Raw genomic sequence first — 14,530 nt, 5'->3', positions numbered from 1 at the left:
ACAATAGGGGAGACTGCGTCATGAAACCCGATTTGAGCAAAATAACCTGTATTGAAGACTTGCGCGTGGTGGCAAAACGCAAAGTGCCGAAAATGTTCTATGACTATGCCGATACCGGCTCATGGACCGAGCATACCTATCGTGCCAACAGCCGTGATTTTGAAGACATTCAATTTCGTCAACGCGTATTGGTTGACATGACTGGCCGCACATTGGCCACGACGATGGTGGGTCAAAAAGTACACATGCCGGTCGCCATTGCCCCAACTGGTTTAACCGGCATGCAACACGCAGATGGTGAGATTTTAGGGGCGCGTGCCGCAGAAAAATTCGGCGTGCCGTTTACCTTATCAACCATGTCGATTTGCTCAATTGAAGACGTAGCAGAAAACACCAGTGCGCCGTTTTGGTTTCAATTGTATGTGATGCGTGACCGTCCATTCATGGAAGACCTGATCCATCGCGCGCAAGCCGCCAAATGCTCGGCATTGGTGCTGACCGCAGACCTACAAGTTTTGGGGCAGCGGCACAAAGACATCAAAAATGGCCTATCCACGCCACCGAAACCCACCCTCAAAAATTGGATTAACCTCGCCACCAAGCCAGAATGGTGCATGAAAATGCTCAATACGCAGCGGCGTACATTCCGCAATATTGTGGGACATGCCCAAAACGTGGGTGATGTATCTTCTCTTTCTTCTTGGACTGCCGAACAATTTGATCCACGTTTGAGTTGGGATGATGTTTCACGCATCAAAGATTTGTGGGGTGGAAAGCTCATCATTAAAGGTATTTTGGATCCGGAAGATGCTGAGTTAGCAGTGAAATCAGGGCAGATGCCATTGTGGTTTCCAACCACGGCGGCCGCCAATTGGATGGTGCCCCATCCACCATCCAAGCCTTGCCCAATATTGTTTCTGCGGTGGGCAGTGACATTGAAGTTTGGCTGGATAGCGGCATCCGTAGCGGCCAAGATGTGCTCAAAGCCATGGCGCTGGGGGCCAAGGGCACCATGATAGGCCGTGCATTTTTGTATGGCTTAGGTGCTTATGGCGAAGAAGGGGTCACCCGCGCTTTAGAAATCATCTATAACGAAATGGATATTTCCATGGCCTTCTGTGGGCACACTGACATTACCAAAGTTGGCAAAGACATTTTGGTACCTGGTTCCTATTGATTTATCTTTAATACGAATACGTAATGTGTCGCTTCAGGCAGCCTTAGGGTTGCCTGAATGTTTTTGTACCACAAGACGGTGACCATTATGATAAGTTTCATTATGCGTGGCGAAACGAATATTCAGCACCATGCATCACCAGAAAAACAGAGGAGCGAACCGTGGCAGAAAACAATGTGGTGCTTTTTGACACTTTACCCACCAACAACGGGCGGCAATTGGGCGTAATCACACTCAACTCAGAGAAGTCCCTCAATGCCTTGAGCCTAAGCATGATTCAAGCGCTGCAACCAAAGCTAACTCTGTGGGAAGAGGATGACAACATTGCCGCCGTTGTGATGCGAGGCGCTGGGCAAAAAGCGTTTTGTGCTGGTGGCGATATCCGCCAACTCTATGACAGCATGCGCACCGAAAATGCTCTACCCAACCCTTACGCGCTGGCATTCTTTCGAGGTGAATACAGCCTCTATTACCAAATGTATACCTACAGCAAGCCCATCATTGTGTGGGCCTCCGGTATTGTCATGGGCGGTGGTCTGGGGTTAACCGCAGCAGCCAGCCATCGCGTCGTAACAGACACCACTCGCTGGGCCATGCCTGAAATTACCATCGGTTTGTATCCAGATGCCGGCGGGTCATGGTTTTTACAGCGCATGCCAAGCAAGGCTGGCCTATTTTTGGGCCTTACTGGCGCCCAATGCAATGGCCACGATGCCTTAATTGCCAATTTGGCCGAGTATGCGATGCCCAGCCAAAAATATGAAGCTCTGCTTGAATCTTTGCAGCGCACCGCTTGGCATAGTGACCCTGCCACCAATCACCCACTGGCCAGTCAAACCTTACTCCAGCTCAATCAATCAAGCGCCTTGCCTGAAAGCATTCTCAGTACTCGCTTGGATATGGTGCATGAAATCGTGAATCGTGCCGACATTCAGGCTGTCGACTGCTGCCTGCGCCAAACACCGTTCACTGACCCATGGCTGCAACAAGCAGCCAACCATTACCAACACGGTTGTCCCGCCACTGCTGCGCTCACTTGGGCACTGTTCCACCGGACACGAACGTATTCCATTGCAGAAGTGTTGCATTTGGAATTGAGTGTATCGCTGCATTGTTGTCACAATGGAGATTTTCAAGAAGGTGTGCGGGCCTTATTGGTAGACAAAGACAAGCAGCCGCAATGGCGACACACGTTGGCACAATGCACCGATGCATACATCAATAGCCATTTCACTAGCCCTTTTGAGCGCGGCAAGCATCCTTTTCATCATTGGTTGCACCCATAAATCGTGGCAACACCATCGAAAGCGCTGCTTGAATAACCAACCATGTCCCATGGCTGCCTGATGATTCAGGCAGCCTATCGTGTACTTCCTTCCTCAAGTCATTCTCCTTAATTCAAATTTAAGCAAAATTGGGCGACCAATCTCTATTTTCATGGCAAGCCACAAGCAGCACATCGAATATTATTTCATGTTGATATTCATCTAATTTATTGCAAATAATAATAGTTTCTATTATTATTGCTGGCCTATGGAAACCGATCATTTGCTCCGCTGGCCGACCTTGGCCTTGGTATTGATGCTACACAGTCTCTTGCTGTGGGCCATGTGGCGAGATCAGCCACCTAAAGTCGACCTGTCATCAGCGTCTTTGAGTTTCGTGGATTTAAATGCATTGCCTGCGAAAGGCGATGTCCCCACTGCTGCTGGTGCACCAAGTAAACCAGCCAGCCAAAAACCTAAGACAAAAACACAACCGCACCCTATTAAACCTCAAGTTAAACCTGTGGTAACCACACAGCCGCGCGCAGCCGACTTAGCCAAACCAACACAAAAAGCCAAACCCGTTCAACCCACAACCACAACAACGCTCACCCGCCAAACCAGCAGCACTGAAAAAAGCCAGTCCAATAGCAACAGCAAGGGGGCGACGGGTAGCAGCGGGTCTGGGGTAAACAACGGAAGCCCTTCGGGCACTGCTGGCGGCTCCGCAGCGGCGGGGGGTGGCGGTAATTTGGTCATTCCCAGCGAATACAAAGGGGGGTTTTTGGCGGCATTGCGCCCCAACTATCCAGAGCGCGCTCGCGAAAATGGTGAAGAAGGCAATGTGGGTATTGCCGTTTCGGTCTCGGCCAGTGGCTCACCGACCAATGTGCGCGTCGCCAAAAGCAGCGGTTTTCCCCAGCTGGATCGTGCTGCCAAACAAGCGGTCGAAAACTACCGCTTTAAGCCTGCTACGCGTGGCGGCACTCCAATCCCTTATGATTATCACTTTACGGTGCAGTTCAAGTTAAAGAAATCTGCTTAAAACCATCATTTTTTGAAATACATAACAATACAAGGACAGCTACACCCATGAATATCGGATTGGTTTTTGAACAGGGCGATTGGGTCCTGATAAGTGTTTTCCTCATTTTGATGTTGATGAGTGTCATTACTTGGTGCGTCATCATCTTGCGCAGTATTCAGTTATTCCGAGCCAAACGGGGCAATAAAACGGTACAAGATGTATTGTGGTCTGCCAACAATTGGCAAGAAGCACAAGAACGCGTGCGTGCCACAGCAGCACCGATGAGCGCATTGGCATTGGAAGCCATTTCAGCCAAAGAACGCTACCGTCACCACCCAAGCAGTGTGCTCTCTGCTGCCGTGCCACTCAATGAATATTTGGTGCGCCAAATACGCAATAGCATGAGCCAGATTCTGCGCCAATTTGACGGTGGTTTAACGGCATTGGCTTCTATTGGTGCTACAGCCCCTTTCATTGGTCTATTCGGCACCGTCTGGGGGATTTATCATGCCCTTATCAATATCAGCCACAGCGGCCAAATGAGCATTGCCGCTGTAGCGGGTCCCATTGGTGAAGCATTGGTGGCAACCGCTGCAGGCTTATTTGTGGCGATCCCTGCTGTTTTAGCTTACAACGCATTGGTGCGCGGTAATAAAACCTTAACTCAAGACATGGATGGCTTTGCGCATGATTTGCATGCCCAATTGCTGAACACGGAGGACTAAGTCATGGCTTTTGGCAACTTAAATCAAGATGACAACATGCCCATGGCGGAAATCAATGTGACGCCGTTGGTGGATGTCATGCTGGTGCTGTTGATTGTGTTTATGATCACCATGCCCGTACTTACTCATTCGATTCCTTTGCAACTGCCCAGTGCGGGCAATACCGAAGCCGTTAACCCAAAAGAGCCACTGCGTTTATCTATAGGTCAGGATGGGCAATATGCGTTGGGTGAACAAAAAGAAGACTTGACACAATTGCGGGCCAGTTTGAGTACCATAGCCAAGACCAATCCCGACGCCATACTCGCCATTGCTGCAGATAAAAACGTTCCTTACGACCATGTAGCACAAGCTCTGGCTGCTGCGCGTGATGCTGGATTGACCAAAGTGGGTTTTGTGACTGAAGACCCATAGTCGGCAGTATGCTGACCATGATTAAACCCCGCATCGCTGGTTTTTTATGTCTGCCGTATGCTTTAATGAGTCATAATTGTGAATGAAAATAGGCTGCCTGAAAGGTTTCAGGCAGCCTATTTTCATTGCTTCTTGCAACTATCGGATCACTCCGCGCTGGGATACTTCAAAAAATGCCTTAAATACCGCCAATTCTGGCGCGCTGTCTGCCTCATTGACAATTTGCATCTTCGCCTCTTCATACGACAAACCTTGGCGATAGAGCAGTTTATACATGCGCTTGATGTTGGTGATCTGCTCGGCACGAAAACCACGGCGGCGCAAACCTTCTGAGTTCAGCCCTGCAGGCTCCGCTCGGTAGCCCGCCGCCATCACATAAGGGGGTACATCTTTGTGGATGCCTGCTGCAAACGCCGTCATGGCATGATCGCCAATGATGCAGAACTGATGCACCAATGAAAATCCGCCCAAAATGACCCAATCACCGATGGTCACATGGCCTGCCAAAGAAGCGTTATTGGCAAAGATGGTGTGGTTGCCGACCACACAATCGTGGGCTATGTGCACATAAGCCATAATCCAGTTATCATTGCCAATCCGCGTTTCGCCAATTCCAGTTACTGTGCCAGTATTAAAGGTGGTGAATTCACGGATGGTGTTGTTGTCACCGATGATCAATTTGGTGGGTTCGCCGTGGTATTTTTTGTCCTGCGGCAGAGCCCCCAAAGAAGCAAACTGAAACACCCGATTTTCACGCCCGATGGTGGTGTGCCCATCAATCACCACGTGCGGACCAATGTCACTGCCTGCACCAATTTGCACATTAGGCCCGATGATGCTGTACGCACCCACGCGCACACTGCTGTCTAATTGTGCTTTCGGATCAATAATGGCGGTTGGATGAATGTGAGTCATGAATGATTCCTACTGTGGCTGCCTGAATTCTTCAGTCAACCAATTTTAGGCGGCCGCCCACTCTAGAGCGTCTTCCAAATGATTACGCGGGAAACTGCGCCAATCGCCCGGCAAAAAATGACCAAAAAAAGCCACGCTTTCTTCCAAGCGTTCATCAGCACATACCAAAGCAATTTTTTGCCAATGAAATAACCTTTGCAAACCTACTTCTGCGTCTTCCCACAATATTTTGGCCGTGTACTGAGCCACATCGGTATCCAAAATATAAACCAGCCGGATTGGCCCGTTTTGCTTTTTCAAGGCTGGAATCAACACAGTGCGATAATCTTCCGCCACCACCAAACCCGTGGCTTCAACCACCACCAAATGGGGCACCGCACACGGTATTAATGACATCATAAGCTTGGCCTCAATTACTGATCGACTTTGCGTTTGGCGCACATAATGTCTGCTTCACACGCTATCTGGCCATCCACTTTAGCAACGGCCTGGAATTTACCGATACCACGCTTGTTTGCCATCATGTTGACCTCAAAAACCAATTGATCCCCAGGCACCACTTGGCGTTTGAAGCGCGCATTGTCGATGCCCACAAAAAAATAAATTTCATCAGCTTCACGACCACCATGACTCAAAATAGCCAGTGTGCCGCATGCTTGCGCCATGGCTTCAATAATCAATACCCCAGGCATCACTGGGAAGTCAGGAAAATGACCTTGGAAAAACGGTTCATTCAAAGTGACATTTTTAATGGCTGTGAGCGATTGTAATTCATCGTTGTAGGCGACTACCCGATCAATCAACAAAAATGGGTACCGATGCGGGAGCAATTTTTGCAACGCACGCACATCAATGGGCAGAGTGAAATCCATGATTTTATTCCTGATTCACAATTTCTGATGTCTGTTGAGCCATCAGTAACTGTTCTAATTTTTTTAATTGATGATGCATCTCACGCAGATGGCGCAGATATGCTGCATTTTTTACCCATTCTTTGTGGGTTTGCAGCGGATAAACAGCAGCATAATGATCTGCTTGCTTAATACTGTGGCTGACTGGCGTGGCAGCTGCAATCATGGTTTTCGCCGGGATGGTTAAATGACCAGCAATCATAGCTGCGCCGCCAATAATGCAATAAGGACCAATTTCGGTGCTGCCTGCAATGCCCGTACAACCAGCAATGGCAGTATGGGCACCAATTTTATCATTGTGCCCTATTTGCACTTGATTATCGATTTTGACACCGTTTTCTACTACAGTGTCTTCAATCGCACCACGATCAATAGTCGTGTTGGCACCAATCTCAACATCGTCGCCCAGTACAACACCACCCGTTTGTACAATTTTATACCAATAGTTATCTTGCTTGTCCCAAGCCAAACCAAAACCATCCGCACCAATAATGGAGCCCGAATGTAACTCCACGCGATCACCCAAACGACAACCTGGGTAGACAACTACATTGGCATGCAACACACAGTCGGTACCAATCACACAATCATCTTCGACCACGACACCAGCCAATAGACGACTGCCGGAACCAATCACCGTACGTTCGCCCACCACCACATGAGGGCCAATTTCACAATCTGCGGCCAGCTGCGCCGATGCCGCGACCACAGCAGTAGGATGGACGCCGGGTTTTGCTTTAATTACGGGATGGAAGAGCCGCGCTACTCGGGCAAAATACAAATATGGATCATCGGCCACAATCAATGTGCGGCCATCACCCAAAATTTGCGCGGTTTTTTCAGTGACAATTAACACACCCGCGCAACTGGCAAGGGCGTCGGCACGCAACCGTGGATTACTCAGAAAACTGATGTCGTCAACAGTAGCTTGTTGCAACGACGTTAAACGGCGCACGCGCAAGTCATGTCCCTGAAGCGTGCCACCCAATTGCGCCACCAGCTCGCTGGCCAGAAAGGATAATTCAGATTGAGCCATCATCTTTGCTCATTCAATGCCTTGATCACTTGGTCTGTGACATCGTATTTGCTGTTCACAAACACCGCATCTTGAATAATCAGGTCATAGCCATCTTTTTTGGCTAAATTCACAATCACTTTGTTGGCATTTTGCTGCAAGGAAGCGAACTCCTCATTGCGCCGCAAATTGTATTCTTCCGCCAATTGCAGTGCTTGTTGCTTGTATCGCTGATCCATTTGCAGCATTTGCCTCACTTTGGCTTCACGCTGTGCTTCAGGGATTTTGCCGGATTCCAAAGCATTCTTCAGCGCTAGGCCTTGTTTTTGCATGTCTTGCAAACGCTTCTGCTGTGCAGCAAATTCTTTATCCAGATTCATTTGGATGGATTGTGCTTGTTTAGACTCCTGATACACTCGGCCAGTATCGATAAAGCCCAGTTTTTGGACTCCATCTGCCCACGCTAGGCTGCCTGAAAGCAGACCCAGCGCCACCATCCATATATATTTACGTAACATAAATTATCCTCGTCTATCTCTACAGCCGATTAGAACGTGGTACCCAACTGGAATTGGAAGCGTTGAATTTGATCTTCAGGCTTTTTCTTAATCGGATACGCATAACTAAACTTCATCGGCCCCAGCGGCGACAACCACGACACTGCCACACCAGCTGAGTAGCGTAGCTCTTTGCTGAAAGTTGACTTATAGTTACCATCATAAGCAGAGTAACTTCCATCATTTGTAGGCCCATGCTCTTTGTTATCCCACACACTGCCTGCATCAGCAAACAAACTCAAACGAACCGTGTGCTGGTCCTTCACCCCAGGAAAGGGGAACATCAGCTCTGCTGTAGTGTAGGCTTTGTAATTGCCACCATAACTACTGGCCTCTGAACTTTTACCGCTATCACTATACTGAGTGTAATACTTCGGCCCTAGCGTACCAGACTCATATCCACGCACCGAACCCAAACCACCTGCATACAATGATTGGAAAAATGGCAGTTCTTTGGTTTTGCCATAACTATTGGCATACCCAATAGCACCGGACCACATAAAAGTGACATTTTTACTTACAGGGAAATACCAACGTTGGTCATGACTCAAGCTGTAATACAGTAAATCGCCACCAGGTAAACCCGAATCCAATCCAGCGTTAATCACATACCCTCGCGTTGGCCAGAGTGCGCTGTCGGTGGTGTTTCGCCCCCAACCTACGGAACCTTTGACAATCCAGTTTTTTTCTCCGTGTTGTCTTACGAAATCCACATAACGTTGGGGAGGATATTGATCCTCAAACAATTTCACATTCAGGTGCTCCAAACCCAAACCGAAATTCACTCGGTCATATTCGGTAATGGGCACACCCATACGCGCCCCCGCGCCTATTGTCGTGGTTTTATAACCTTGTCTATTACTATCGGATTTATTAGGGTTATAACCACGGTAATAAACATCATAGCCGAGACTCACACCATCGGGCGTAAAGTAGGGGTCGGTAAATGAAATCGATCCCACTTGGCTCACCTTCGAGCGTGACACTTGCATGCTGGCAGATTTACCGCTGCCGAATAAATTATCTTGAGCAATACCTCCAGACAATATCAAGCCATCATCTTGCGCCCAACCTGCGGCTACGTTCAGGGAACCTGTAGAACGTTCTTTCACAGACATGTCCAAATCAACCTGGTCTGGAGTACCACTCACGGGCTTGGCATCGACTTGCACATTATCGAAATAACCCAGCTGTTGAATACGTTCTTGAGACCGCTTAATTTTGGATGTATCGTACGGCGCACTTTCCATCTGGCGCAATTCGCGCCGCAATACTTCATCGCGTGTTTTGTTATTGCCCGTAATATTAATTTGGTTCACATAGACTTTGCGATCGGGTACGACTGTTAAGACAAAATCAACCACACCCGTTTGCGCATTGGGCTGAGGTTTAACATCAATCTGACTAAAGGCATAACCAGCTTCACCCATTTTGTCTTGCATGGCTTTCAAGCTATCAACCATTTGTGATCGGTTGTACCATTTGCCCGTCTTCATGGTCAGTAGCTTATGCAGTGATTCTTTCGGTACCTCACGGCTGTCGCCTTGTAATGTTACGTTACCCCACCGATAACGCTCGCCTTCAGAAACATCAACGTGGATGGTTTGTGATTTTTGATCCTCGCTGGTTTTGACATCGACATTGGTGATGCGGAAATCAAAGTAGCCACGATCTTGGTAAAAATTACTGATGTTGTCTAAATCTTGACGAAACTGAGTATCTGAAAAACGATTGCTTTTACTGAACCAAGTCAACCAGCCATCCTCGCTCAATGCCATTTGATTACGCAACGTCCGGCTAGAGAAATGTTGGTTGCCTGAAAATTCGATGTCTTTGATGGTGGTCGTGGCCCCTTCGTCGATGGCCAAATCAACAGCCACCCGATTGCGCTCCAAGCGTGTCACTGTCGGTGTTATTTTTACTTGATTCTTACCGCGTTCACGATAAGCATCTTGCAACCCCGCCATGGCTTGATTCAGCGTTGCTTGATTAAATAAACGCGACTGCCCTAAACCAAATGAATCTAGATTCTTTTTAATATCAGCATTGCCTATGGTTTTACCACCGGTCACATTCAAACTACTGATTACCGGCCGCTCCACCACTGTGAGCAACACCTGATTATTCAGCGTTTCCACCCGTACATCATCAAAAAAGCCCGTCGCAAAAAGCGTTTTGATGATGCTTTCCCCTTCTGTGTCGGTAAAAGTGTCACCGATTTTCACAGGCAAATAACTGAACACTGTCGAGGGTGTTGTGCGCTGCAAGCCTTCCACCCTGATGTCTTTAATGGTAAACGGTTCAACCGCCAAGGCCATGGAGGACAAGCCCAACGCAATCAAGCTTGCTGCAATTTGTTTCAATTTCATAATCTATCCAAACAAACGGGTAATATCATTAAAAAAGGCCACCATCATCAATAACAGCATGGCCATCAAACCAAAGCGCAAACCCCATTCTTGCACAGTTTGACTGAGTGGCTTCCCACGCAACCATTCGACCGCATAATACAGTAAATGCCCACCATCTAAAACGGGAATAGGCAATAAATTCAACACCCCTAAACTGACACTCACCAATGCCAAAAATTCCACATAGCTTTGCCAACCCATAGCCGCCGTTTTACCAGCCACATCAGCAATGGTTAAAGGCCCCGAAATATTCGCCAAAGAGGCCTGTCCCATCAATAATTTACCGAAAAAGCGCAAAGTTAGCGAAATATAGTGCCACACCCGCTGCGCAGCCAATGTACACGCCGCCGCGAAGTCAGGGCGGTAATGGTGTTCTACTTGAGCTTGCCAATCACGATCGGGTAAAGCACCCACACCTACCCTGCCCGTGATTTCACCTCTGCTCATCACCGAATCTGGGCGAATTTGCGTTTGTGCCTGTTGTCCATTACGCTCATAAGTCACGGTTAATTTTTGACCTGCACTGCCTTGAATCACCTGTACCCAGGCCTGCCAGTCTGGCAAAATCTTACCATCCACCGCCAATAAGGCATCGCCTTTTTGTAAGCCGGCTTTGGCGGCGGGGCCATTGGGCTCCACCACACCTATGCGATTAGTCAATTTAAAAGGCAGCATGCCCAGAAAGCCAGTTTTGGCCACAGCATCTGCTGCATCTGTTCCGGCAACATCAATCACCCGAGTTACCTGTTGCCCATCGGCAGTGCGCACCTGAACTTTCAATGCCGCTGCATCCAAATTCAATACCATCGCCGCCTGAGCATCAGCCCAATCAGAAACTACTTGCTGGTTCACTGACTCAATACGATCACCAGGCTGAAAGCCCGCTTCAGAGGCAATAGAAGGCGCAGTAACCATTCCCACCCAGGGACGCACTTGAGTGACCCCACCCACACTAAAGCTGACGGCATACAACACCACCGCCAATAACAAATTAGTGAGTGGCCCCGCCAACACAATGGCAATGCGTTTGGCTGGATGTTGCCGATCAAACGCGTAGGGCAAATCCGCATCGGCTACTGGGCCTTCCCGAGTGTCCACCATTTTGACATAACCACCCAATGGAATGGGAGCCAAACACCACTCAGTGTCCCCGCGCTGGGTTTTCCAAAAAGGCGTGCCGAATCCCACGCTAAACCGCAGCACTTTAACCCCCATCAAGCGCGCCACAGCGAAATGGCCCAACTCATGCAGACTCACCAGTACCACGATGGCAACCACAAACGCCAAAAGCGTTGTCAAAAATCCACTCATGCTATCCTAATCTGGCAAGATTCGGTGGTGGTTACGTACCCACACCTGCGCCGTCGCGCGTACTTGCTCATCTAAATCCAATACTGACTCAATCTGGTCCACTTGTGCTGAACCATGTCGTTGCAAAGCAGCATCTACCAAAGCGGCAATGTCAGTAAAACCAATACGTTTCGCCAAAAAAGCGGCTACCGCCACTTCATTCGCCGCATTGAGTACACAACTGGCTGCCGGTGCATCAGCCATCAATACATCATAAGCCAGTTTCAAACAAGGAAATCGCCGAAAATCAGGCTTGGCAAAGGTTAACCCGCTCAGCGCAGCAAAATCCAAAGGTGCCGCCCCCGATGTCATCCTTTCAGGCAACCCCAAACAATATGCAATGGGAATCCGCATATCGGGCGTGCCCATCTGCGCCAGCACAGAACCATCCTGATATCGAACCATGCTGTGTACCACGCTTTGCGGATGAATCAACACCTCCATCCGAGTGGCCGGCGCATTAAACAACCACCTCGCCTCAATCAACTCAAGCCCTTTATTCATCATGGTGGCCGAGTCAATTGAGATTTTATGCCCCATACGCCAGTTCGGGTGTTTTACCGCCTGAGTAGGGGTAATGCCCGCGAAATCGCGCAATTCCGTGTGTAAAAAAGGACCACCCGATGCGGTCAAAATCAATGAAGCCACGCCTGCGGCATCTAAATCACCAGCATAATTGCGCGGTAAAGATTGAAAAATGGCGTTGTGCTCACTATCTATAGGCAGAAGGCGAGCACCATGCTGATGCACAGCTTCCATAAACCAAGCACCACCCACAACCAAAGTTTCTTTATTGGCAAGGTAAATGGTTTTGGCGGCCTTCGCTGCGGCCATCGCCGGCAACAACCCAGCTGCTCCCACAATCGCTGCCATCACTGCATCTACTTCGGTCGAGCTGGCCACTGCACACAACGCTTCAGCACCAAATAGCACTTCTGTGGCAACAGAAGCTGCCTGAAGGCGCGCACGCAAAGAACGAGCAGCCGTTTCATCAGCGACAACCGCATAGGCAGGCACAAAGCGTTCACACAACTCGGCCAGCTTATCTACTTGTCGGTGTGCCGTTAGCGCATACACACGAAACCGCTCAGGGTGCTGGGCCACCACATCCAAAGTATTTTCACCGATGCTGCCGGTGGCACCCAAGATCGTTAGCACTGTTTGTTTTTGATTCATACGGAAACCACTTTAAACGTCAACCAAGACAACAAAGCCGCATACACGCTCAACACCGCAATCAGCGAATCCACGCGGTCAAACACGCCCCCATGTCCAGGCAAAAGTTGGCTGCTGTCTTTCACGCCAGCGGCGCGTTTGAGCCAACTTTCCAATAAGTCACCACACACGCTCACGGCTGTGAGCACCACAGCAATCACCAAGGTTTGCAGCAATGGTAAATTTACTGCAAACCATTGTTGCTGCTGCAAAACCACCGCATAGACGCACACACACATCACACCACCGATGGCGCCTTCCCAACTTTTATTGGGGCTAATGGTGGGTGCCAGTTTGCGTTTGCCAATGGAGCGGCCCACAAAATAAGCCGCCACATCCGCAATCCAAACCATGCCCATAATGGCCAACAAATAACCCGCAGCGGCCGAGTTGGGCCGCAAGGAAATCAAGGCGAGCCAAAACGGTCCCATCAGCAACCACCCGACCAGATAGCCAAACACATTGGCCTGCAAGCGCCATTTAAACTTTAACCACAATGGCACTACCACCAACCAAAACAACAAAACCAAGGCATGCTGCCACGGCTGTAAACGAAAATCCGTTTGATACAAATAAATACCCAAAGCCAAACTGACGCCCAAATACAGCGCATTTTGCCATGCTTTCATGTGGCAAATGCGGGCATATTCCCACAACGCTACCAAAGCCATCAAACCAGCAAAACTGGCCCACCATTGGGCATCTGCAAAAAACAACATGCCAATCATCAGCGGCAACAAGACCAGCGCAGTCAAAATGCGTTGTTTCAACATGGTTTAGGGGCGCTGCAAATGAATTGGCAACTGCTCGGAAGTACGTCCGAAACGGCGCTCTCGGGTTTGAAAAGAATGGACGGCATGCATTAAGGCAGCCTCATCAAAATCTGGCCACAATACTGGTGTGAAATACAACTCGGTGTAGGCCAACTGCCACAATAAAAAATTGCTGATGCGGGTTTCACCGCCGGTGCGGATAAACAAATCAGGCTCAGGCGCCTCACTCAAAGCCAAATAAGGCGCCAAGGCAGCCTCATCCAATACCTTCACGCCCGTGGCCAATGCCTGATTGGCTGCCTGAAGAATGTCCCAACGGCCGCCATAGTCTGCGGCAATCGTCAGCGTGAGGCCTGTATTATTGGCGGTTAAAGCTTCTGCCGCCTCAATACCCGCTACAATCGATGGCGCAAACCGACTGCGATCACCAATAATCTTCAAGCGCAGGCCATTTTTGTGCAACTTTTTTACCCTCTTTTGCAGCGACTGCAAAAACAAGCCCATTAAAAAACCCACTTCTTCTTGAGGGCGGCGCCAGTTTTCGGTTGAAAAAGCAAACACCGTTAAATAATCCACACCCAATCGACTGCATATGGCCGTGAGGGCTTCCAACACTTCCAAGCCTTTTTTGTGTCCAGCCACCCGCGGCAACAAGCGTTTTTTGGCCCAACGGCCATTGCCATCCATGATCACCGCAATGTGGCGCGGCAAATCACGGTGTTCAGGTATGGTTTGCGTACTGCTGGTCAATGCATATCCTTTGTGATCAAACCAC

14 protein-coding genes and 1 pseudogene are annotated in these 14,530 nt (G+C 49.1%); 5 read left to right on the top strand and 10 right to left on the bottom strand.

What is annotated here, in order from left to right; translation table 11 throughout:
- Window positions 1-20: 20 nt before the first annotated feature.
- The 5 genes and pseudogenes from A2F46_RS09645 to A2F46_RS09625 all read left to right on the top strand — a co-directional run bounded on the left by A2F46_RS09645 (window position 21) and on the right by A2F46_RS09625 (window position 4,608).
- Window positions 21-1,177, top strand: a pseudogene (locus A2F46_RS09645) (L-lactate dehydrogenase).
- Between the two features lie 161 nt (window positions 1,178-1,338).
- Entirely contained in the window at window positions 1,339-2,463 is a 1,125-nt protein-coding gene (locus A2F46_RS09640) for an enoyl-CoA hydratase/isomerase family protein (RefSeq protein WP_231867769.1), read from the top strand.
- A gap of 247 nt (window positions 2,464-2,710) precedes the next feature.
- Window positions 2,711-3,487, top strand: a complete 777-nt coding sequence (locus A2F46_RS09635; RefSeq protein WP_066569837.1) for an energy transducer TonB — start codon at window positions 2,711-2,713, stop codon at window positions 3,485-3,487.
- A 47-nt stretch (window positions 3,488-3,534) separates the two neighbouring features.
- On the top strand, window positions 3,535-4,194 hold the full coding sequence (locus A2F46_RS09630; protein ID WP_066569832.1) for a MotA/TolQ/ExbB proton channel family protein: 660 nt from the start codon (window positions 3,535-3,537) through the stop codon (window positions 4,192-4,194).
- Window positions 4,195-4,197: 3 nt separating this feature from the next.
- Entirely contained in the window at window positions 4,198-4,608 is a 411-nt protein-coding gene (locus tag A2F46_RS09625) for a biopolymer transporter ExbD (protein ID WP_066569831.1), read from the top strand.
- A gap of 138 nt (window positions 4,609-4,746) precedes the next feature.
- On the opposite strand, the gene lpxA is transcribed toward A2F46_RS09625, so the two are convergent.
- Genes lpxA through uppS form a run of 10 tightly spaced genes read right to left on the bottom strand, consistent with a single transcriptional unit; the run spans window position 4,747 to window position 14,505 of the window.
- Window positions 4,747-5,523 (bottom strand): acyl-ACP--UDP-N-acetylglucosamine O-acyltransferase, encoded by a 777-nt coding sequence (gene lpxA / locus A2F46_RS09620; protein WP_066569829.1) that lies wholly within the window; start codon window positions 5,521-5,523, stop codon window positions 4,747-4,749.
- A 45-nt stretch (window positions 5,524-5,568) separates the two neighbouring features.
- The gene (locus A2F46_RS09615; RefSeq protein ID WP_066569826.1) at window positions 5,569-5,922 is read right to left on the bottom strand and encodes an STAS/SEC14 domain-containing protein; all 354 of its coding nucleotides are present in this window, start codon (window positions 5,920-5,922) and stop codon (window positions 5,569-5,571) included.
- A gap of 14 nt (window positions 5,923-5,936) precedes the next feature.
- On the bottom strand, window positions 5,937-6,395 hold the full coding sequence (gene fabZ, locus A2F46_RS09610; protein ID WP_066569824.1) for a 3-hydroxyacyl-ACP dehydratase FabZ: 459 nt from the start codon (window positions 6,393-6,395) through the stop codon (window positions 5,937-5,939).
- A 4-nt stretch (window positions 6,396-6,399) separates the two neighbouring features.
- Window positions 6,400-7,470 carry a UDP-3-O-(3-hydroxymyristoyl)glucosamine N-acyltransferase gene (lpxD, locus tag A2F46_RS09605; protein ID WP_066569874.1) on the bottom strand — a complete coding sequence of 357 codons (1,071 nt, stop codon included), beginning with the start codon at window positions 7,468-7,470 and terminating at the stop codon, window positions 6,400-6,402.
- Window positions 7,470-7,967, bottom strand: a complete 498-nt coding sequence (locus tag A2F46_RS09600; RefSeq protein ID WP_066569821.1) for an OmpH family outer membrane protein — start codon at window positions 7,965-7,967, stop codon at window positions 7,470-7,472. Before A2F46_RS09600 ends, lpxD begins: the two co-directional genes overlap by 1 nt.
- A gap of 29 nt (window positions 7,968-7,996) precedes the next feature.
- Window positions 7,997-10,375 (bottom strand): outer membrane protein assembly factor BamA, encoded by a 2,379-nt coding sequence (bamA, locus tag A2F46_RS09595; protein ID WP_066569819.1) that lies wholly within the window; start codon window positions 10,373-10,375, stop codon window positions 7,997-7,999.
- A 3-nt stretch (window positions 10,376-10,378) separates the two neighbouring features.
- The gene (gene rseP / locus A2F46_RS09590) at window positions 10,379-11,716 is read right to left on the bottom strand and encodes an RIP metalloprotease RseP (RefSeq protein ID WP_066569872.1); all 1,338 of its coding nucleotides are present in this window, start codon (window positions 11,714-11,716) and stop codon (window positions 10,379-10,381) included.
- Between the two features lie 18 nt (window positions 11,717-11,734).
- Window positions 11,735-12,943 (bottom strand): 1-deoxy-D-xylulose-5-phosphate reductoisomerase, encoded by a 1,209-nt coding sequence (gene ispC, locus A2F46_RS09585; RefSeq protein ID WP_066569817.1) that lies wholly within the window; start codon window positions 12,941-12,943, stop codon window positions 11,735-11,737.
- The gene (locus A2F46_RS09580) at window positions 12,940-13,755 is read right to left on the bottom strand and encodes a phosphatidate cytidylyltransferase (RefSeq protein ID WP_066569814.1); all 816 of its coding nucleotides are present in this window, start codon (window positions 13,753-13,755) and stop codon (window positions 12,940-12,942) included. Before A2F46_RS09580 ends, ispC begins: the two co-directional genes overlap by 4 nt.
- Window positions 13,756-13,758: 3 nt before the next feature.
- Entirely contained in the window at window positions 13,759-14,505 is a 747-nt protein-coding gene (gene uppS / locus A2F46_RS09575) for a polyprenyl diphosphate synthase (protein WP_066569813.1), read from the bottom strand.
- Between the last annotated feature and the right edge of the window lie 25 nt (window positions 14,506-14,530).

This window comes from Snodgrassella sp. CFCC 13594 (assembly GCF_001590725.1).
In the GTDB taxonomy this organism is placed as follows: Bacteria; Pseudomonadota; Gammaproteobacteria; order Burkholderiales; family Neisseriaceae; genus Snodgrassella.
This window is presented reverse-complemented; position numbering and strand designations above follow the sequence as displayed.